14 protein-coding genes are annotated in these 20355 nt (G+C 75.9%); 6 read left to right on the top strand and 8 right to left on the bottom strand.

What is annotated here, in order from left to right; genetic code table 11:
* The first annotated feature begins 38 nt into the window (after positions 1–38).
* The 4 genes from ACF1AK_RS28075 (at position 39) to ACF1AK_RS28090 (ending at position 8155) form a co-directional block, all read left to right on the top strand.
* Positions 39–1571 carry a hypothetical protein gene (locus ACF1AK_RS28075; protein WP_391501619.1) on the top strand — a complete coding sequence of 511 codons (1533 nt, stop codon included), beginning with the start codon at positions 39–41 and terminating at the stop codon, positions 1569–1571.
* 64 nt (positions 1572–1635) lie between these two features.
* Positions 1636–5013 carry a right-handed parallel beta-helix repeat-containing protein gene (locus ACF1AK_RS28080; protein WP_391501620.1) on the top strand — a complete coding sequence of 1126 codons (3378 nt, stop codon included), beginning with the start codon at positions 1636–1638 and terminating at the stop codon, positions 5011–5013.
* 1109 nt (positions 5014–6122) lie between these two features.
* Entirely contained in the window at positions 6123–7280 is a 1158-nt protein-coding gene (locus tag ACF1AK_RS28085) for a S8 family serine peptidase (RefSeq protein ID WP_391501621.1), read from the top strand.
* A gap of 278 nt (positions 7281–7558) precedes the next feature.
* Entirely contained in the window at positions 7559–8155 is a 597-nt protein-coding gene (locus ACF1AK_RS28090) for a sigma-70 family RNA polymerase sigma factor (RefSeq protein ID WP_391501622.1), read from the top strand.
* A 337-nt stretch (positions 8156–8492) separates the two neighbouring features.
* Here ACF1AK_RS28090 and ACF1AK_RS28095 read toward each other — a convergent pair whose 3' ends face one another.
* On the bottom strand, positions 8493–8945 hold the full coding sequence (locus tag ACF1AK_RS28095) for a hypothetical protein (RefSeq protein WP_391501623.1): 453 nt from the start codon (positions 8943–8945) through the stop codon (positions 8493–8495).
* A 266-nt stretch (positions 8946–9211) separates the two neighbouring features.
* Positions 9212–10777 (bottom strand): CehA/McbA family metallohydrolase, encoded by a 1566-nt coding sequence (locus tag ACF1AK_RS28100; protein ID WP_391501624.1) that lies wholly within the window; start codon positions 10775–10777, stop codon positions 9212–9214.
* 200 nt (positions 10778–10977) lie between these two features.
* Here ACF1AK_RS28100 and ACF1AK_RS28105 point away from each other — a divergent pair, with 200 nt between their 5' ends.
* Entirely contained in the window at positions 10978–11910 is a 933-nt protein-coding gene (locus tag ACF1AK_RS28105; RefSeq protein WP_391501625.1) for a polysaccharide deacetylase family protein, read from the top strand.
* On the opposite strand, the gene ACF1AK_RS28110 is transcribed toward ACF1AK_RS28105, so the two are convergent.
* On the bottom strand, positions 11882–13183 hold the full coding sequence (locus ACF1AK_RS28110; RefSeq protein WP_391501626.1) for a sensor histidine kinase: 1302 nt from the start codon (positions 13181–13183) through the stop codon (positions 11882–11884). The genes ACF1AK_RS28105 and ACF1AK_RS28110 overlap by 29 nt on opposite strands.
* 21 nt (positions 13184–13204) lie before the next feature.
* Positions 13205–13786: a hypothetical protein gene (locus tag ACF1AK_RS28115; protein ID WP_391501627.1), complete on the bottom strand. Its 582-nt coding sequence runs from the start codon at positions 13784–13786 to the stop codon at positions 13205–13207.
* A gap of 267 nt (positions 13787–14053) precedes the next feature.
* Between ACF1AK_RS28115 and ACF1AK_RS28120 the strand changes: the two genes are divergently transcribed.
* Positions 14054–14611, top strand: a complete 558-nt coding sequence (locus tag ACF1AK_RS28120) for a response regulator (protein WP_391501628.1) — start codon at positions 14054–14056, stop codon at positions 14609–14611.
* A 207-nt stretch (positions 14612–14818) separates the two neighbouring features.
* On the opposite strand, the gene ACF1AK_RS28125 is transcribed toward ACF1AK_RS28120, so the two are convergent.
* From ACF1AK_RS28125 to ACF1AK_RS28140, 4 genes are all read right to left on the bottom strand, one after another.
* Positions 14819–15454, bottom strand: a complete 636-nt coding sequence (locus ACF1AK_RS28125; protein WP_391501629.1) for a 4'-phosphopantetheinyl transferase — start codon at positions 15452–15454, stop codon at positions 14819–14821.
* Positions 15455–15542: 88 nt separating this feature from the next.
* Positions 15543–17879, bottom strand: coding sequence for an arylsulfatase (locus tag ACF1AK_RS28130; protein WP_391501630.1), 2337 nt, complete (start codon positions 17877–17879; stop codon positions 15543–15545).
* Positions 17876–19498 (bottom strand): ABC transporter ATP-binding protein, encoded by a 1623-nt coding sequence (locus ACF1AK_RS28135; protein WP_391501631.1) that lies wholly within the window; start codon positions 19496–19498, stop codon positions 17876–17878. The genes ACF1AK_RS28130 and ACF1AK_RS28135 overlap by 4 nt, the downstream gene beginning before the upstream one ends.
* Positions 19495–20355 carry an ABC transporter permease gene (locus ACF1AK_RS28140; RefSeq protein WP_391501632.1) on the bottom strand — a complete coding sequence of 287 codons (861 nt, stop codon included), beginning with the start codon at positions 20353–20355 and terminating at the stop codon, positions 19495–19497. Before ACF1AK_RS28140 ends, ACF1AK_RS28135 begins: the two co-directional genes overlap by 4 nt.

Consider the following 20355-nt stretch of genomic DNA (forward strand, 5'->3'; position numbering starts at 1 on the left):
CGTCGACAGGGGACTGCACGCGAGGCCGAGGAGCTGCGGTGAGCACGAGTACGGGCGGGAACGGGGCTCGGGGCGGGGCGGCGGGCATCCAGCTGCCGTCGATGGACTGGGAGATGGAGGAGGAGCCGGCGGCGGCGCCGGCGAGCGGCGCGGCGGCCGCCGCCGTGGCCGCGGTGCCCGCGACGGCGGAGGCGCCGACCGAGCAGGTCGCCGTGCCGGAGTACGGGCCGGCGACGCCGGAGGCGTCCGCCGCCGTCCCGCCGGTCACGGTCGCGGCCGCCGTCGCGGCCGCCGCCGAGCCCGACCCCGGGTTCGGCCCGGGCGAGGACCCCGGGGCGCTGGAGCCCGTCCTCGCCGGGACGGAGCACCCGGAGGGCGACGACCCCGCCGAGCAGCCCGGGCGCCGCCGGTTCAAGCGGCCCGCGCTGGTCGCCGCCGCGACGGCGGGCGTGGTGCTGATGGGCCTGCCGTTCCTGATCACCGACGGGGCCGACCAGGACAAGCGCGACAACCTCGGCGTGAACCAGCCGGACACCCAGCTCGTCGACGGCCCGGAGATCGCCGACGTCCCGGCGCCGCCCGTGCCCACGGACCCGCCGGTGACCGTCGCCCCGACCGCCGCGCCCACCGAACCGGCGGCCACCGGGGAGCCCGGCACCGCCACCGCGCCGCCCGTCGACGGGTCGGGCACCGTCCCCGGAATCGCCCTCGGCGGCTCCCCCGCGACCGCGGCGGTGCCGGGCGCCCAGCCGGCCGGCGGGACCGCGCCGGTGGCCAAGGCGCCCGTGACCGGAGCGCCGCAGGGCGGCGGCAGGACGACGCAGCAGCAGCCGGCCGCGGGCCAGCCGGTCTCCCAGCAGCAGCCGGCCGCCGGTCAGCCCGCCGCCCAGCCGCCGGCGCCCCAGCAGCCCGCTCCGGCCCAGCCGGCCCCGCAGCAGCCCGCTCCCCAGCAGCCGGCGCCGCAGCAGCCGGCGCCCCAGCAGCCCGCCCCGCCGCAGCCGCCGGCGACCCAGCAGCCCGCTCCGCCGCCCGCCGCCGCGAAGGCCACCTACTTCGCCGTCGGCGGATCCAACTGCGGCACCTCCTCCGTCGCCTACGCCCAGCACGGCTGGTGGGAGCAGGGTTCCACCGGCTGGCTCAACCAGTCGGCGGGCGGCTTCAGCGGCTCGGGCTGCAACGGCAAGTACGTCTCGATGCCGATGTCCGGCTCAGCGACCAAGGACGACGGCAGCAACTCGGTGGTCTGGACGTTCTCCACCGCCCCGGTCACGGCCGGCAGCTGCAAGATCTCCGTCTACGTGCCGAACAACGCGGACGTCAAGGCCGTCGGCGGCGCGCCCGCCTACTACACCGTCCAGAACACCTCCACGCCGAACAGCGGCACCATCGGCGAGTTCTCGGTCAACCAGACGACCAACCGAGGGCGTTGGGTGAACGCCGGAAGCTTCGCGGTGAGCGGCGGCAAGATCGCCGTGATGCTGCACTCGCGCGGCGTCGACTGGGGCGGGAGCGCCACCGACAAGGCGCACATCGCGGCTTCCGCCGTCAGCGCCGACTGCACCGCCTCCTGACCTCCGCCCCACCCCGCAACCCCGCACCCACCCGCCGGACGAAGACCCCCAGGAGAGGAAGGCCATGTCGCGCCATGTGCTGACGGTGTGCCCGGAGCAGCGCGGCGGCCCGTACCGCACGATCGGCGACGCACTCGCGGCGGCCCGCAGCGGGGCGGTCATCTCCGTCCGGCCGGGCCGCTACGAGGAGAACCTGGTGATCACCAAGATGGTCACCATCACCGCCGAGGAGCCGCGCGGCAGCGTCCGGATCACCGCCCGGCGCGGCTGCGTCGTCCAGGTGGTGGCCGAGGCCGTCCAGCTCACCGGCCTGGTGGTGCAGGGCCAGGACGAGGAACTGCCCGCCGTCGACGTGCCGCGCGGGCAGGCCGCGCTCTCCGACTGCGAGGTGGTCGGCAGCTCCTGGACGGCCGTCCTCACCCGTCAGCAGGGCTCCCTCGCGATGCGCGACTGCCGGGTCACCAACCCGGCCGGCGCCGGCATCGTCGAGACCTCCACCGGCACCAGCGTGATCGAGGACTGCGTCGTCGAACACCTCGGCACCTCGGCCGTGGTGGTCGGCGAGCGGGCCAACCCGCTGCTGCGCAACTGCGTGCTGCGCGACGCCCGGGGCAACGGCATCTGCGCCAACGGCGAGGCCCGCGGCACCTTCGAGGACTGCGAGATCTCGGTCACCGACAAGCCCGCGGTGGCCCTGGAGGAGCGCTCCACCACCCGGCTGCTGCGCACCGCCGTGCGCGACGCCACCATCGGCGTGTACATCAGCTCCACCGCGCGGGTCCTGCTGGAGGACTGCGCGGTCAGCGCCACCACCGGCCACGGCATCGCGCTGGCCGCGGGCACCGACCCCGAGCTGCGCCGCTGCACCACCGCCCGCACCGCCGGCCACGGCATCCACATCACCGGCCGCTCGCGCGGGCAGTTCGAGCACTGCGAGGTGTCCGACGCGCAGGGCACCGGGATCTGGGTCGGGGAGCACTCCGGGCCGGTGCTGAAGAACACCGTCGTGCGCAACAGCGGCGGGGCCGGCGTCGAACTGGCCGAGGAGAGCGCGGCCGACATCGACCGCCTGGAGATCCGCGACGCCGCCGGGGCCGGGCTGTCCATCGGCGGCGGCGCCAACCCCCGGGTGCGGCACCTGACCGTCACCGGCGCGGGCGCCGACGGCGTCGAGGTGCTGCGGGACGGCCGCGGCCGGCTGGAGGGCGTCGAGGTGTCCGACGCGGGCCGGGCCGGCCTGCGGATCACCGACGGCGCGGACACCTTCGTCGGCGCCGGGGCCGTCCGCGGCTCCGGGAGCTGCGGCGTGGTGGTCGGGAAGGTCGGCCGGGCCGCGCTGCGCGACTGCGAGGTGAGCGGCTCGGGCGAGGACGGCCTGGCCGTCGAGGACGGCGGCGAGCTGAGCTGCACCCGGGTCCGCAGCCACGGCAACCGCCGGCACGGCGTGCGGATCGGCGCCGGCGGGCGGGCCGCGCTCGCCCAGTTCGACGCGGCCGAGAACATCGGCGACGGCGTCCGGATGGACTCCACCGAGGCGGTCCGGCTGACCGGCTGCACGCTCTCCCGCAACCGGGGCTCGGGCCTGCGGCAGACCACGCCGAACGAACGCCTCGCGGTCGAGCAGCTCACCAGCGAGGAGAACGGCCTGCCCGACGCGCACGGCACCGCGAGCTCCGCCCCCGGCGGCCCGCGCGCCGGAGGGACCGGCGCCGCCACCGGTCCGGCCGCGCCGGGGAGCCCCGCCGAACCCGGCGCCGACCCCTCCCGCGCCCCCGCCCCGGCCGCGCCGCCCGGCCCGCTGGAGGCGCTGGAGTCCCTGGTCGGCCTGGCCGGCGTGAAGGAGCAGGTGGCCACCCTGGTCAACCTCAACAAGCTGGCCCGCCGCCGCGAACTCGCCGGCATGCCGGCCCTCCCGATGAGCCGCCACCTGGTCTTCGCCGGCCCGCCCGGTACCGGCAAGACGACGGTCGCCCGCCTCTACGGCGCCATCCTCGCCGAGCTGGGCGTGCTGCGCAGCGGGCACCTGACCGAGGTGGCCCGGGCGGATCTGGTCGCCTCGATCATCGGCGGCACGGCCATCAAGACCACCGAGGTGTTCCAGCAGGCGCTGGGCGGGGTGCTGTTCATCGACGAGGCGTACACCCTCTCGGCCGGGTCGGGATCCGGCTCCGGCCCGGACTTCGGCCGCGAGGCGATCGACACCCTGGTCAAGCTGATGGAGGACCACCGCGACGACATCGTGGTGATCGTCGCCGGCTACTCCGCCGAGATCGGCGACTTCCTGGCCTCCAACCCGGGCCTCGCCTCCCGGTTCAGCCGGACCGTGGAGTTCGCCAACTACGAGGTCGACGAGCTGGTCACCATCGTCGAACGCGCCGCCACCGGCCACGGCTACGAACTGGCCGAGGGCACCGGCGCGGCGCTCACCGTGCTCTTCGAACGGATGCCGCGCGGCGCGGACTTCGGCAACGGCCGCTCGGCCCGCAAGGTTTTCGAGGAGATGGTCGACCGGCAGGCCACCCGGCTCGCCGAGCAGGCCGAGATCAGCGACGAGGACCTCGCGCTGCTCGTCCCCGGGGACGTCGGCGTCGACCTCGAACCGCCCGCCAAGGAGGCCGACGGCACCGAGCCGCTCGCCGAACTGCGGGCCCTGGTCGGCCTGCCCGCCGCGAAGGCCCAGGTCGAGGACCTGGTGAACCTGATCCGCCAGGTCCGCCGCCGCGAGGAGGCCGGACTGCCGACCGCCACCATCAGCCACCACCTGGTCTTCGCCGGGCCGCCCGGCACCGGCAAGACCACGGTCGCCCGGCTCTACGGGCGCCTGCTGGCCGAGCTGGGCGTCCTGCCGGGCGGCCAACTCGTCGAGACCGCCCGCGCCGACCTGGTCGGCCGCTACGTCGGCCACACCGCGCAGCTCACCAAGGAGGCCTTCGACCGGGCGCGCGGCGGCGTCCTGTTCGTCGACGAGGCGTACACCCTGACCCCCCGGCACGGAGGCGGCGGCGACTTCGGCCAGGAGGCCGTGGACACCCTGATGAAGCTGATGGAGGACCACCGCGACGAGGTGGTGGTGATCGTCGCCGGCTACGAGGACGAGATGCGGCACTTCCTCTCCTCCAACCCCGGCCTCGCCTCCCGCTTCTCCCGCCAGATCGACTTCGGCCACTACGCGGACGCCGAACTGGTCACCATCGTGCGCAACCACGCCGAGTCCGCCGGATACGCGTGCGCACCGGAGACCCTGACCGCCCTGGAACGCCTGTTCGCCACCGTCCCGCGCGACCGCACCTTCGGTAACGGCCGCTTCGCCCGGCAGACCCTGGAGGGCATGATCACCCGCCAGGCCGGCCGCCTCAGCCGCCTGGAGGTGGCGGACCTGTCCGAGCTGAGCCTGCTGCTCCCCGAGGACATCACCACCGACCGCACCGCCACCCCGGCATGACCCCCGCCCATCCCGACCACCCACCCCGGCCCGCCGCCCCTCCGGGCTCCGGCGGCCGTGGCGGCGGTGAAGGTCGTCCCGGTGGTGGCCTCGGTGGCCATCTGGGGTGTCCCGGCTGTCCGGGTCATGGTGGTGGTCTTGGTGGTGGCTTCGGTGGTGCGGAGGTCATCGGCGGTCCTGCTCTGTCGGGTTGCGACGGCCGCCCCGATCGCCCCGGCGGTGGCTTCGGCCGTGCTGACGGCTCTGGCCGCTCCGCCGATCCTGCCCGCTCGGGGCACCCCGGCAGGCCCGACAGCTCAAGTCGCCCGGGCCTCCGGGCCGTTGCCGCGATGGCCTGCGGCCTCGCGACCCTCGCCCCGTCGGCGGCTGCTGTCGTTCCGCCGTCCGCCCCGTCGTTCAGTGCGCAGCCGCGGCCCAGTGGGAATGACGCTCGGGCCGGCATGACCGCCCCCTCGTCCGCCGTGAGTGCGGCGGCTGTTGGTGGGGGCGTGGGGAACGCATCGGCCCAGGTCCCGCCTGCTGCTGCGCCGGTGGTGAGGTCGCGGTCGGCCGCCGGAACCATGACGCCGGTGGCGGCGGAGCCGCCCGCCGGGGTGGTTGGGGTGGGCTCGTTGTCGGCTGCTGTGTCGTTCGGGTCGGCGGACTCGCCTGCCGGGGTGCTGTCGGGGCTTCGGCAGCCCGCTGTCCTGTCGTCGTCGGTGGCGGCGGAGCCGCCCGCCGGGGTGGCTTCTTCCGGGGCGTCGTCGGGTGTGTCCGGTGTGGGGATCCCGTCTGCTGCTGTGTCGTTCGGGCGGGGGGAGTTGCCTGCGGGGGCGTCGCCCGGTGAGCCGGGCGGGTTTCGGCAGCGGACCGCGTCCGCTGCCGAAACCACGTGGCCGGCGGCGGAGCCGTCCGCCGGGGTGGTTGCTGCCGCAGCGTCGCTCGCTGGGTCCGTTGCCGCCGCAGTGCCCTCGCCCGTACGTCCGGCGGGCGGCGTTGTTCCCGCCGCCGGGCGTTCCGGGGCGGGGCGGGCCGGTGTTCCGGGGGGCTCCCTCGCGGCGCCGGTGCCTGGGGTGCCTCCGACGGTGCCGGCGGCCGGGGGCGGGTCGCCGGGTGGGGAGTTGCCCGTGATGGGGCAGACCGTGCCCGACGTGCGGCAGAACGGGTGCCGCAAGCCGTCCACCAAGGTGGCGGACCGGCCCGGGTGGGCGCAGACGTACCTGCGGCCGGAGGCCGTGTGGCCGCTGAGCCGGGGAGAGGGGGTGACGGTGGCGGTGATCGGGTCCGGGGTGGACGCGGCGGCCGGGGCGGCCCCCGGTGTGCTGGCCGGGCGGCTGGCGCTCGGGCCGCGGCTGCACGGCGAGGGCGACGCCGGGCGGGATTGCGTCGGGCACGGTACCGTCCTCGCGAGCCTGATCGCCGGCCGCCGGACGGCCGACGGCGCTCCGTCCGGCATCGCGCCCGGGGCGAAGGTGCTGGCCGTGGCCGTCACCGACGACGCCGGGAGCACCACCGCCGACCTGCTGGCCCGGGGCATCCGTGCGGCGGCGGACGGCGGCGCGCGGATCGCCGTGGTCGCGGCACCGATCCCGGAGGGGGCGCCGGTGCTGGCCGAGGCGGTCGGCTACGCCACCGCCAAGGGCGTGCTCCTGGTCGCGCCGGCGGGGCCGGACAGCCAGTCGGTGGCGGCCCCGGTGTATCCGGCCGGGTACCCCGGCGTGCTCGCGGTGGCCGCGCTCGCGGCGGACGGCTCCCCGCTGGGCGCCGCCACCTCGGCCGGTACCGCCGCCCCCGCCCCCGCCGCCCCCGCCGGGCGGGCCTCACGGGTGGACCTGGTGGCACCCGGTGAGGCCCTGCCGGCCGCCGGACCGGGCGGCGGCACCTTCGCCGGCTCGGGGCCGAGCTACGCCGCCGCGCTGGTGGCGGGGACGGCGGCCCTGGTGCTCGGCCGGTCGCCGTCGCTGACCGTCGAGCAGCTCGCCGAGCGGCTGCGGGCGACCGCCTACCGGCCGGGCACCGCGTTGCCCGATCAGGCGGTCGGTTGGGGCACGGTTGACCCGGTGAGCGCCGTGGCCTCCGGGGCCGCCGGGGGCGTTTCCGGGGCCCCGGAGGACGGCGGCAGGCCGCCGGCCGTCGAACCGGTCGTCGTCCCGCCGCCCGCGGACGGCTCGTCCCGCCGGCTGGCGACGGCCGTCGCCGGAACGGGCCTGGGCGGCGCGGCGCTGGTGGCGCTGGCCATGGCGGCGGTACGCGCCGGACGGACCCGGGGCGCCCGCCGCCCGGAGTGACGGCCCCGCAGCGCTGAGGCCCGCGCCCCGCGCCCGCGCCCGCGCCCCATGCCCCCGCCCCGCGAATGCGCCCCAACCCCGCGCCAACGCGGCCGCCGGCCCCCGCGTTGGCGTGCCGTTGGCCCGCCGTTGGCGACGGCTGCCAGCGTGGCGACGCCCGGGAGAGCGGCTCGCCCGCCGTGGCCCGCCCCCGCGCGCCGAGACAGCGATCGACCCAGGTACCCGACCACCGACCGGGGTACCGACGAATGACGAATGTCGTAAGGGGCTCAACAGCCGTGGCCATCGACGCTACCGCCCACGCCGGGACGACCACCGAGGACGCCGGGGGGCCCGTCGCCCCGGCGGCCCCCCGGCCCACGCTGGACCAGGACACCCTCGCCGAGCTGTACCGGCTGCACGGCGGCTACCTGCTGCGCGCGATGCTCCGGGTGACCAGCGGCGACCGCGGAAAGGCCGAGGACATCGTCCAGGAGACCCTGCTGCGGGCCTGGCAGAACCCGGCGGCCATGCACCGCGGCCCCGAGTACAGCCGCCCGTGGCTGTTCACGGTGGCGCGCCGGATCGCCATCGACCACTACCGGATGCAGACCGCCCGCGCGCAGGAGGTCGCCGACGAGTCCCCCGAGGACCACGCGGGCACCCACGACCCGTACGACGAGGTGCTCGTCGCCCGGGACATGGCGGCGGCGATGGCCGAGCTGCAGCCCCACCACCGGGACGTGCTGGTCGAGTTGCACATGAAGGGCCGCTCGATGGCGGAGGTCGCGCGGGTGCTGGGGGTGCCGGTCGGCACGGTCAAGTCCCGCAACTTCTACGCCGTCCGCGCCCTGCGCCCGATCCTGGAGGCGCACGGCATGGTCCCGGCCGGCTGACTCCCGCCCGGACCCCGGGCTCCCGGACCCCGCCCCGGCCGTCCGGTCACCGGCGTGAACCGTTCGCGCCCCGCCGTCCGTAGACCAGGGTGGCGGCACCGCCACCGGCGCCCGTTCCCCCGTGCGGGCGCCGGGCCGACGGCCGCCCCGGCCTCCGCCCTTGTGGGAGCGCGGACGCCGGGGCGGCCGGCCGCACGGGCGGCCCCCGGTCATCCCCGGACTGGCGGGCCGCCCCCTGCGCTCCGCACGCCGTTCTCCGCTTGGCCGACCCGGTCCGACGTGGCCGGGCAACCCGGCCCGGCCGAGCCGGCCAGGCCGGCCCGGCCGCGCGGCCGGGTCACCACCCCAGCAGGTACGCCCCCCGCCGCAGCCCCGCCAGCACCGTGTCGGCCGTCGCCTCGGCGGCGGCGCCGGCGGTCGTGTCGCCGCCGTCGGCCGCCGGGCCGTCCGTCTCCGCGACCGCGCCCCCGTGCAGCACCACGTAGTGCAGCGCCGCCCCTGTGGCCCGGCTCTCGCGGCGGAAGGTGTCCAGCGCCGTCGGCGCCACCGAGCCCTCCACCACCACCTGGTAGCCGCCCGAGGCGAAGGCGAAGGCCGCCTGCGCGGTGGCCGCCAGCGCGGTCAGGTTCTGCCGCCGCGCCTCCGGCCGGTCCGCCTCCACGTAGCCCTGCCGGACCGCCCGCCGGAAGTCCTCGGCGCGCAGGTGGACGCTCGGGAAGAGCGCGGCCGCGACCAGCGGGGCGACCGCGCCGCTCCCGGCGCCGGCGACCGGGTCGGAGAGGACGACCACGCTGCCCGCCCCCCGTCCGCCTCCGAGCTCCGGCCCACCTACGGTCGTACGGTTCACAGCTGCTGATCCCTTCGCGGGCCGGGGACGGACGGGGAGCCGGGGCGGGACGGCCGGAGCGTGCGCGGGCTGAACCCGGCAGACGGACAGCCGACCGTCTCGTCATATCGAGTGACTGCTGTCGGAGATCAACCTAGTCCACCGCACACCCCGGAGTCCTCCCCTCCCCGGACCTCCCGCCGTCCCCTCGCCTCCCGGCCGCCTCCGCGCTACCTCCGGGCCCGCAGCACGATCGGATTGGTCAGCGCGGCCATCGGTCCCCACGGCAGGTCCGGTCCCATGGAGTTGCCCCGGCCCGGCGTCCCGTCCGCCTTCGGGTGCCGCACCTCGGCCCGGACGAACGCGGCCAGCGAGGCCGTGGTCCGCCACACCACCGTGCCCGCGCCGCCGGCCGGCAGCGACTCCTGGTGCAGCTGGCCCTCGTCGGTCAGGAACCGCACCGTGCCGTTCGGCACCCCGGAGACGTCGAGCCGCACGTCCACCGGTGCGTCCGCCGGAACGGACAGCTCCTCGCCGATCCCGGCCTGCCGGCCGGCGCCGGTCGCGGTGAACTCCAGCTGGACGGACGCCGACTCCGCGAGCCAGCTGCGGCCGGCGCGCAGGCCCGCCAGGACGGCGTCCCGGTGCAGGTCCTCGGCGAACACGACGGTGTGCGGCGAGCCGATCACCTGCGGGACGCTGTGCGCGTCACTGTTGCCGATCGCGGGCAGCCAGGACCGCCCGTCGCGCAGCGCCACCGCGAGCTGGGCGTCCCAGCTGTCCACCGCCGACTCGTCGTCGTACGTCCACGGGCCGTTCCACACCTCGACGGCGTCCGCGTCCTCGTACCCGAACTTCCACTGGCAGGCGACGTACGGGCAGTACGGGTGCGCCGGCACCACCAGACCGCCCTGCCGCCGCACCTGACGGGCGAACCGGGGGAAGACCCCGTCGCGCGAGCGGTAGCGCCAGTCGACGAACTGGCCGGGCTGCAGCCCCAGCGCCAGCCAGTGGCCGTTGCGGGTGGTCACCTCCTCGCCCAGCAGGATCAGCAGGTCCGGACCGGCCAGCGGGCCCCAGACGCCGTGCGAGGAGGTGGTGTTGTGGTCGGTCGACACGATGAAGTCCAGCTTCGCCTCGCGCGCGCCGGCGGCCACCTCGGCGGGCCCGCGGCGCCCGTCGGAGTGCACCGTGTGCAGGTGGCAGTCACCCCGGTACCAGGCCCGCCCGCGCCCCCGGGCACGCTCCGGCGGATAGGCGGGGGTGAACTCGCCGCCCGGCGCGCCGGACCGCAGCGTCACGTCCACCCGGTACTCCAGCCCCTGCGGCGCCACCTGGTACGGCCCCAGCACGATGTGCCAGCGGCCCGGGCGGATCGGGCCCGGCAGGTAGCCGGGGGTGGCCTGCTCCCGGCTCACCGCGAACTCCGTCCGGAAGCCGCCCGACCAGCCGCGGAAGCCGCGCCCGCCGAGGTCGGTGCCGCGCTCGTCGAAGAGCCCGATGTCACAGGAGTTCCCCGGGGTGCCGGGCGGGACGGCGGGCTTGTCGTACCGGTAGGAGACGGCGATCTCGCGGACACCGGCGGGGACGTCGAACGGGAGGAGGACGAAGTCGGGTGCGCCGGTCGGCAGCGTGCCGGTCAGGGTGATCGTCCGCTCGGCCCCGTCGGCCCCGTCCGCCGCCTGTGCGACGCCCGCTGCCGCCGCCGTGGCCGCCGCCACCACTCCGAGCGCCCCCGCCGCCAGTAACCCGCGCCGGCCCGGCAACGCCCTGTCGTCGTGCACCTGCTCCGTCATCGGAAGCCTCCGCTCTCGCCGGGGTGTCGGTATGTCAGCGAAGTCTCGTACCCTCTCCGGTGAACCCCCGGTGAGCCGGACCTCACGGCCGTGCGGCAGCCCCGTGAAGGCCGCGCCCGCTTGCACGGGCGGCTTCGGCGGCCCTGAATGGAGGGACGTGGATCGGTGATCTCTGACGGTCGGACAGGTTCGGAGCTTTCATGGCACTCAGTCGGCGGACCCTCCTGGCGGCCGCGGCCGGTACCGCGCTGGCCGGCTGCGCGCCCGCACCGGGGGCCCGGCCGACGGCGGCGCCGCCCACCACGGCCACCCCCGGCCCGACCACCACCCCGACCGCGGCGCCGACCCCGACCCCGACCCCGACCCCGACGCCCACTCCCTCGCCGTCCGCCACGCCGACCCCCGCCCCCTCACCCTCCGCCGCCCTCCCCACCCGCGCGGCCATCACCGCCCGCTACGGCGACGCCGTCCCCACCGTCTGGGGCCTCGACGTCCCCGGCGTGCTCACCCTCCTCCCCACCGCCACCCCCGTCATGGCGCTCACCTTCGACGCCTGCGGAGGCTCCGGCGGCTCCGGCTACGACGCCGCCCTCGTCGACACCCTCCGCGCCCACGGCGTCCCCGCCACCCTCTTCCTGAACGCCCGCTGGATCGACGCCAACCCCGGCGTCTTCCACGACCTCGCCGCCGACCCCCTCTTCGAGATCGCCAACCACGGCACCGCCCACCGTCCCCTCTCCGTCACCGGCCGCTCCGCCTACGGCATCGCCGGCACCCGCGACCCCGGCGAGGTCTACGACGAGATCGCCGGCAACCTGGCCAAGCTCACCGCCCTCCTCGGCCACCCGCCCCGCTTCTTCCGCTCGGGCACCGCCCACTACGACGACGTCGCCACCCGCATCGCCGCCGACCTCGGCCAGCGGGTCGCCGGATTCAGCACCAACGCCGACGGCGGCGCCACCCTCCCCGCCGCCCAGGTCCAGCAGGAACTGGCCGACATCCTCCCGGGCGGCATCGTCATCGCCCACATGAACCGGCCCGGCTCCGGTACGGCACGGGGCGTCGCCGCCGCCCTCCCCGCCCTGCTGTCCGCCGGCCGCACCTTCACCCGGCTGTCCGACGCCTTCCACTGACGTCCGGGTGACCCCGCCGCCCCGGCGCCGCCCCGATCGCCGTGGACACCGGCAGCGCCGCCGCGACCCGGAACCCGGGGCCGTACGGCGCCGCGCTCAGCAGCCCGCCGTACAGCGCCACCCGCTCGCGCAGACCGAGCAGCCCGTGCCCCGTCGACAGCTCCTGCTCCCCGTCCGGCGTACGGCCGGCCCCGTCGTCCACCACCTCGATGAGCAGCGCCCGGTCCCAGGTGATCCGCACGACGGCCCGGGTGCCGGGACCGGCGTGCTTGGTGATGTTGGTGGCCGCCTCCTGGACGAGCCGGTACGCGGTCTGGCTGACGCTGTCGTCGATCCGCAGCGGCGTTCCCCGGATCTCCAGGGAGATGTCGACGCCGGCCTCGCGGACGTCCCTCAGCAGCCGCTCCAGATCGCCCAGGCCGTGGCTGTACTCCTCCTCGACCGGGGTTTCCGCGGTGCGCAGCAGCCGCAGCATGTGCCGCAGTTCGGCCATGGTGGCCCGGCCCAGGCTCTCGATGTGCCCGAAGGCCTCTTCGCGCGCGGGGTCCTCGAACGCCGTGACCTTCGCGGTCTCGGCCCGCATCACCATGACGGCCACCGCGTTGGCGACGATGTCGTGCAGTTCCCGCGCGATCCGCAGCCGTTCCTGGGTGACCCGCCGGCGGGTGTCGGCGACCTCCTGCCGGTGGCGTTCGGCGGCGTCCTCGGCGGACCGGCTGAGCCTGGCGAAGCCCCAGACCACCAGGGTCACGGGGACGTAGAACGCGAGGTTCGCGACCAGCACGGACACCACCCGGGGGCCCTCGTACTCGTTGACGGTGTAGGAGATCGCCAGCCCGAGGGGGACGAGGGAAAGCCCGAGGGCCGTCAGCGCGACGGGCCGGCGGCACTGCGCGGCGACGGTGTAGAGGGCGATCATCAGGCCGAAGCACGGGACGTAGTCGAGCGCCCCGGCCATCGAGAGGACGTCGGAGCCGGCGGAGACCACCCAGACGGCGGCGAAGACCGCGACCGGCCGGCGCCGGCGCAGCACCAGCGCGCCGGCCTCGCCCAGGGCGAGGACGACCATCCAGAAGCGCTGTTGCCAGCCCGCCCAGGGGGCGATCACGGTGCCGAAGTAGAACAGCTCCGGGATGATCGCCGCCAGCGCCAGCGCCACGTCCTGCCAGCCGACGGCCCGCGCGCCGTCGGGCGCGCGGGTGTCTCGCGGCCGGTCCGGCGGCAGGCCCGGGGGTGGGGCCTGCGGCCGGTCCTGGGGCGTCGTCGTGGTCATCGCGCTCGCTCCACGGTCCGCTCAGCCCGCCGGGGCGGGGCGGCTGACGCCCGACGCCGACGTCCTGTGGTGCGTGCAGGTGGGACTGGTGCCGCAGGTGCCCCAGGCGTAGCGCTCGACGCTGCCGGCGACGATGACGTCGGCCGCACGGTCGAGCCACCAGGTGGCGGGCGGGCGGGGCTCCTCCTTCGGGCGCGCCACCCGGAGACCGAGGTCGGCGTAGGCCGCCCACTGGTCGCCGTGGTGATGGATCAGGAGCTCGGCGAGCTTCTCCGGCGTGGAACTCGCGTCGGCGACCTCGGACTCCGCCGGCCGGACCAGCGTCAGGACCGCCGCCGCCGTTCTGATCCCGTGAGCGTTCACCGCGGCCAGGCTGATGCCCCCGACGGGGATCGTCTCGGTGGCGTCGTCGGCCCCGGGTGAACGGGCTATCCGGACGAGGTATCTCTTCCAGGGGTTCGCCACGTCCCGGGGCGGGTCCGGGACCAGCACGCTCGCCGGACCGAGCATGAACCCGTACGCCAGCGGCCCGCCGGACTCCTCGCCGGGCTTCCGCAGGTGCACGGAGACGCGAAGAGCGGGTACTCCGGTCGCTCCGGTCACATAATCGTTACTCATTGTTACGCCTCGTAATCGCTCGGACCCGCTCCGGTCTTGGCGGGCGGCCTGTTCCCACCCTGGCCCCGACCGTGTCCCAGGAGCATGAGCCTCCGGCCCCACCTCGGCCCCGACCTGCGGACTTCCCGCCCGTACCGGCATGTCGTGATCCACCGTCATGACATTTGTCATGGAACGGGGCTGAGAATTCTCATCACCCTCGGTGAGTGCACGCACTTCTGCCGTTCCGGGGTCGCTGAAAGGCTGAACCGCATGACCGAGCGCCTCCCCGCCCTCCGCCTCCTGCTGGCCGACGACGAGCCCGGCCGCAGGGCCGCCCTGGCCGCCCTGCTGGCCCTGCAGGAGGGCCTCACCGTCGTCGCCGAGGCCGACTCCGCCCGGGCCGCGCAGGCCCTGGCCGCGAGCCGCCGTCCCGACGTCGCCGTCCTCGCCCTGCGCTCGGCCGGTCTCGTTCCGTCGCTGCTGCCGGCCTGTCCGACCGTGATCCTCACGACCCACGACCGCCCGGGCGGCCTGCGCCGTGCCCTGCGCGCGGGGGCCGGGGCCTACCTGCCCCGCAGCGTCTCCGCCGCCGAGCTCGTCCGCGCCGTCCGCGCCGCCCACAGCGGCCGCCGCTACATCCACCCGGACACCCTCGCCCCGGACACCACCGTCCTGACCGCCGACGAGCTCGACACCCTCGACCTGGCCGCCACCGGCACCCCCGTCCCCCCGCCGGCCGGCCGCCACCTCACCTCCGCCGCCGCCAAACTCGGCACCGCCGACCCGGGCGCCGCCCTCCGGCAGGCGCGGCGCCACGGGTGGATCTGACCGCGGCCGAACCCGCCGTCGGGTCCGGGTCGGCGGTGCTCGTCGCCGTCCCCGGTACCTCGGCGAGGCCGGCGCGGCGGGCGGTGTTCCGGCGTGGGCGAGGCCGGCGGCAGCCCGGCGCCCAGAACCCGGCGCCCAGAACCCGGAGCCCAGAACCCGGAACCCGGAGCCCGGAACCCGGAGCCGTCCGGGACGCCGCCGGGCCGCCTACCGCAGGACCGTGATGGCGGTGGCGAGGTGTCCGTCGTGGACGCGCCAGCGCCCCGCCAGGGTGGGCAGGGGGGAGGGGACGAGGAGGGTGGCGGTGAAGGTGCCGTCGGGGCGGAGGGTGAGGTCGGCCTCGGAGAAGTCGAGGAAGCGCCGGGTGAGCGGGAACCAGGACTTGTAGACGGATTCCTTGGCGCTGAACAGGATGCGGTCCCAGGGGGTGCCGGGGTCGGACGCGGAGAGCGCGCCGTTGCGCTCCTGCTCCGCCGGGAGGGCGATGGCGTCGAGCACGCCCTCCGGCAGGGGGAGGGCGGGCTCGGCGTCGATGCCGACGGAGAGGACGTCCTCGGCCCGGGCCACGGCGGCGGCGCGGAAGCCGGCGCAGTGGGTGAGCGACCCGACGACGCCCTCCGGCCAGCCGGGGGCGCCGCGCAGGCCGGGGACCAGCGGGCGGTACGGCACGCCGAGGCGGGTGAGGGCGAGGCGGGCGCAGTGGCGGACGGTGGTGAACTCCCGTTGCCGCGATTCGACGGCGCGGGCGATGACCGCCTGCTCCTCGGGTTCGAGGCGGGCCTCGGGCGGGTCGGAGTAGGCGGTCTCGACGACGACGGGCGCGGGCAGGAGTTCGTTGATCACTGTTCCCCCGGACAGGACGGACGACGGATGACACGAGCCATCCGGAGGATAGCGTGATGATCCGCTCTTCGCGGGGCTGCCCGAAGGGCTACTCGAAGGCGGCGGCGGCCTCCCGCAGTGCGCTCGCCACGACGGCGGGGTCGTCCGGCGCGGGGTCGCCCGGCAGATAGGTGACGGCGCGCAGCTCGCCGCTGTACCGGAAGGAGCGGTGGCGCTCGTACACCGGCCAGGAGACCGGCGACCTGCGGTCGACGCCGATGCTGATGCCCTGGAACGGGGCCATGCCGATGAGCTGGTGGACGGGGCCGAGCCGGCCGGTCTCCTCGCCGTCGACCAGGACGCGGAACTCCCACCGCAGGCCGGCCACGGCGGTCGCCTCGACGGTGACCAGGCGGGCGCCGGGGGCGAGCGGTCCGGCGTCGGCCTCGAAGAGTTCGCCGTACTGGTTGTAGGCGAGGCGGAGCCGGCCGTCCTCGACGTAGAGGCTGTAGCCGCCGCCCTGGTCGCCGTGCGAGACCAGGACGCCCGCGTCCCCGGCGCCGTGGCGGGCGAGTTCGACCTCGACGGCGAAGGAGCGGAAGGAGATCAGCCGCGAGGAGCGGTACCGCTCCAGTTCGGGGGTCCCGGCGAGCAGGCGCAGCGGGCGGCGCAGCCTGGCGTCGTCGGGGTGGCGGCGGGCGAGGGCGCCGCTGGTGTCGGTGAGCGGGAAGACGCCGTTGCGCCAGGCGGCGGCCTCCCACGCCTCGGACAGCTCCTTGACCAGGTCCGGGTGTCCGGCGGCGAGGTCGTGGATCTCGGTGGGGTCGGTGCGCAGGTCGTACAGGGCCCACTCGCCGTCGTCGTAGGGGGCGCCGGGGCGGTGCAGGGTGACGAGCTTCCAGCCGTCGCGGTAGTAGCTGCGGTTGCCGGTCATCTCGCAGTACTGCTCGGGGTGGGTGGAGCCGGCGGCCGGGTCGCGCAGCACGGGGGCGAAGCTGAAGCCGTCCAGGGACTGCACGGTCCGCCCGGCGCGCCGCTCGGGCCGTTCGATGCCCGCGAGGTCGAGCAGGGTGGGCAGCAGGTCGGTGACGTACTGGTACGCGGTGCGCACACCGGGGTCGCCCTCGGCGCGCGGGAGGCCGGCGGGCCAGGAGAGCACGAAGGGCACGCGCACGCCGCCCGCGTAGGTCTGGCCCTTGTAGAGGCGGAACGGGGTGTTGGAGGCCATGCCCCAGCCGCGCGGGTAGTGGACCAGGGAGCGCGGGCCGCCGATCAGGTCGATCTCGCGTTCGACGTCGGGGTTCCAGTCCTCCGGGAGGGCGGGGTGGTGGACGAAGCGGCTGAAGTAGCTGCGGGTGCCCTCGGCGCCGCCCTCGCCGGTGCCGCCGTTGTCGGAGGTGAACACCACGATGGTGTTGTCGAGTTCGCCGAGTGCGGCGAGGGTGCCGAGCAGCCGGCCGAGGTTCTGGTCGACGTTGTCGACCATCGCCGCGTAGACCTCCATGTAGCGGGCGTACAGCTTCTGCCGGGCGGGCGTGAGGTCGCTCCACGCGCCGACCTCGTGGCCGGATTCGGCGTTGCGGCCGGGCAGTTCGGTGCCGGGCGGGAAGTGGCCGGCGGCGAGCTGGCGGGCGAACCGGGCGGCGCGCAGCTCGTCCCAGCCGCCGTCGTAGCGGCCCTTGTGCCGGGCGAGGTCCTCGGGCTTGGCCTGCAGCGGGCCGTGCACGGCGTTGTGGGCGAGGTAGAGGAAGAACGGCTTGTCGGCGTCGTGGGCGCGCAGCGACTTCACCATGTCGATGGCGCGGTCGGTGATGTCGTCGGTGTAGTAGTAGTCGTCGGGGAGTTCGTCGAGGTCCAGCGGGCTGTTGTCGCGGACGAGCTGGTGCGGGTGGAAGAGGCTGGTGAGGCCTTCCAGGACGCCGTAGTACTGGTCGAAGCCCTTCTGCAGCGGCCAGTTGGCGCGGTTGTCGGCGGCGTTGGAGGCGGAGTCGCGGGTGAGGTGCCACTTGCCGACGGCGTAGGTGGCGTAGCCGGCGTCGTGCAGCAGTTCGGCGAGGGTGGGGATGTCGTCGGCGATCTCCATGCCGTAGCCGGGGAAGCCGGGGTCGGCGTTGGCGACGAAGGAGTAGCCGACCCGGTGCGGGTTGAGGCCGGTGAGCAGGGCGGCCCGGGCGGGGGAGCAGAGCGGCATGGTGTGGTAGTTGGCGAGCTTGACACCGCGCTCGGCGAGGGCGTCGAGGGCCGGCGTGGGGACCTCGGAGCCGAACGGGCCGATGTCGCTGTAGCCGAGGTCGTCGACCAGGACCACGACGACGTTGGGTGCGCCCTCGCGCGGGCGCACCCGCCGGGGCCAGGCGGGGGTGGACTCGCGGAAGGTGCGGCCGACGCTGCCGGGGAAGCCCGCGTACGGGTCGCGGTGGGCGCTGCCGGGCGGGGTCTCGGTCATGCGGTGCTCCGGGGGGTGAGGACGGCGGGCCGGTTCTCCAGGCGCGGGACGGCGGCGAGGAGTTCGGCGGTGTACGGGTGTTCGGGCGCGGTGACGACCCGGTCGGCCGGGCCGGTCTCGACGATCCGGCCGCGGTGCATGACGGCGATCCGGTGGCTGACCTGCCGGACCACCGCGAGGTCGTGGGCGATGAACAGCAGGGCGAGGCCGAGTTCGCGCTGGAGGCGGGCGAGCAGGTCGAGCACCTGGGCCTGGACCGAGACGTCCAGCGCGGAGACCGGCTCGTCGCAGATCAGCACGCTCGGCTCGGGCGCCAGTGCCCGGGCGATGCCGATGCGTTGGCGCTGGCCGCCGGAGAAGGCGCGCGGGTGCCGGTCGGCGCTCCCGGGGTCGAGGCCGACCTGCTCCAGCAGGTCGGCGACCCGGCGCCCGCGTGCGGCCCGGTCGCCCAGGCCGTGGGCGATCAGCGGCTCGGCGATGATCTGGCCGACGGTCATCCGGGGGTTGAGCGAGGCGTACGGGTCCTGGAAGACCAGCTGCAGCTCGCGCCGGGCGTCGCGTTCGCCGCCCTGCCCGAACTCCCGTCCCCGGAAGCGGATCCCGCCGCTGCTCGGGGCGTGCACCTGGACCAGCGCGCGGGCCAGCGTGGACTTGCCGGAGCCGGACTCGCCGACCAGGCCGAGCGTTTCGCCGGGGTGCAGCACCAGGTCGACGCCGTCCAGCGCGGTGACCGCGCGCCGCCGCGAGCCGTAGGTCTTGCGCAGGCCGGTGACGGTGAGCAGCGGCTCGGATCCCGGCACGCTGTTGGCGGCCGCCTCCGAGGGCGTCTCCAGCCGCGGCACGGCGGCCAGCAGCTGCTTGGTGTAGGGGTGCTGCGGCGCGGTGAGGACCTCGGCGGTGGCGCCGGACTCGACCACCCGCCCGTGCCGCATGACCAGCAGCCGGCGGCAGGTCTGCGCGATCACCCCGAGGTCGTGGCTGATCACCACCAGGGCGGTGCCGGTCTCCCGGTTGATCCGGGTGAGCAGGCGCAGGATCTGCTGCTGGACGGTCGGGTCGAGGGCGGTGGTCGGCTCGTCGGCGACGAGCACCTCGGCGTCGTTGGCGAGCGCGAGGGCGATCATGATGCGCTGGCGCTGGCCGCCGGAGAACTGGTGCGGGTGGTCGCGCAGCCGTCCGGCGGCGTCGGGTATGCCGACCAGGTCGAGCAACTCGACGGCGCGGGCCGCGCGTTCGCGCTTGTCCGGCCGGTTGCCGTGGGCCCGCAGGGCCTCGTCGAGGTGCTTGCCGACGGTGAGCACCGGATTGAGCGAGGACATCGGGTCCTGGAAGACCATGGCGATCCGCCGGCCGCGAACGGCGCGCAGGGCGCGCTCGGGCAGGGCGGCGAGGTCCTGGCCGGCCAGCTCCACCGAGCCGCCGGTGATCCGCCCGCCGTCGGGGAGCATGTGCAGCAGGGCGAGCGCGGTGGTGGACTTGCCGGAACCGGACTCGCCGACCAGGCCGAGGGTGTCCCCGGCGGCGAGTTCGAAGCCGACGCCGTCCACGGCGGTGGTGCCGTCGAACGCCACGGAGAGGTCGGTGACCCGCAGCACGGTGCGGTCAGGGCTGCCGGTCATCGGCGGATCCCCCGGTTCAGGGCCTCGGCGATCAGCGTGAAGCCGAGCACCAGCGCGGTGGTGGCGGCCAGCGGGGCGGCCGCGAAGGTCGGATGGGTGGCGAGGTAGCCGACGGACTGGCTGAGGATCGAGCCGAGGGTCGGCTCCGGCGGGCGCACGCCGAGTCCGAGGAAGCTCATCGCGCCCTCGATGAACACGCCGACCGACAGCGCCACCGCGGTCTGCACGATCAGCGGGTCGACGGCGTTCGGCAGCACGTGCCGCAGCAGCACCCGGGCCCGGGTGGCGCCGCCGACCCGGGCGGCCAGCGCGTACTCGCGCTCCCGCTGGATCAGGATGCCCGAGCGCAGCTGGCGTCCGAACAGCGGCACTTCGGCGAGCGCGATGACGATGAACACCGGCCAGCGGCCCGGCCCGAGCACGGCGGTGACGGCCAGGGCGAGGATCATCCCGGGGAAGGCGAGCACCAGGTCGAAGGCCCGCTGGACGGCGGTGTCCGCCCAGCGGTGGGTGGCCGAGAGCAGGGCCAGCGAGCAGCCGAGCACCGCCCCCACCGGCACCGCGCCGAAGGTCAGCGCGAGGTCGGTGGTGATGCCGTGCAGGACCCGGCTGAACAGGTCCCGCCCCAGGTCGTCGGTGCCGAGCGGGTGCTCGGCGCTCGGCCCGGCGAGGGCCAGCGGGCCCTGGGCGTTGGGGTCGTGGTCGGTGAGCAGCGGGGCCAGCAGCCCGGCCAGGGCGACGGCGGCCACCAGGGCGAGCCCGGTCAGGCCGCGGGCGGTGAGCAGCCCGGCGAGGTACCGGTTGCGGACGGCGGCGCGCGCGGGGCGCGCCGGGGCGGGGGCGGTCAGGGCGGTCAT

Origin of the sequence: Kitasatospora sp. NPDC015120, from assembly GCF_043080305.1 — a bacterium.
Lineage (GTDB): Bacteria > Actinomycetota > Actinomycetes > Streptomycetales > Streptomycetaceae > Kitasatospora.

Coding starts and splice junctions, on each gene's coding strand:
- ACF1AK_RS28080 (WP_391501620.1), top strand. CDS start 1,636: ATGTCGCGCCATGTGCTGACGGTGTGCCCGGAGCAGCGCGGCGGCCCG.
- ACF1AK_RS28085 (WP_391501621.1), top strand. CDS start 6,123: ATGGGGCAGACCGTGCCCGACGTGCGGCAGAACGGGTGCCGCAAGCCG.
- ACF1AK_RS28100 (WP_391501624.1), bottom strand. CDS start 10,777: ATGACGGAGCAGGTGCACGACGACAGGGCGTTGCCGGGCCGGCGCGGG.
- ACF1AK_RS28105 (WP_391501625.1), top strand. CDS start 10,978: ATGGCACTCAGTCGGCGGACCCTCCTGGCGGCCGCGGCCGGTACCGCG.
- ACF1AK_RS28110 (WP_391501626.1), bottom strand. CDS start 13,183: ATGACCACGACGACGCCCCAGGACCGGCCGCAGGCCCCACCCCCGGGC.
- ACF1AK_RS28120 (WP_391501628.1), top strand. CDS start 14,054: ATGACCGAGCGCCTCCCCGCCCTCCGCCTCCTGCTGGCCGACGACGAG.
- ACF1AK_RS28130 (WP_391501630.1), bottom strand. CDS start 17,879: ATGACCGAGACCCCGCCCGGCAGCGCCCACCGCGACCCGTACGCGGGC.
- ACF1AK_RS28135 (WP_391501631.1), bottom strand. CDS start 19,498: ATGACCGGCAGCCCTGACCGCACCGTGCTGCGGGTCACCGACCTCTCC.
- ACF1AK_RS28140 (WP_391501632.1), bottom strand. CDS start 20,355: ATGACCGCCCTGACCGCCCCCGCCCCGGCGCGCCCCGCGCGCGCCGCC.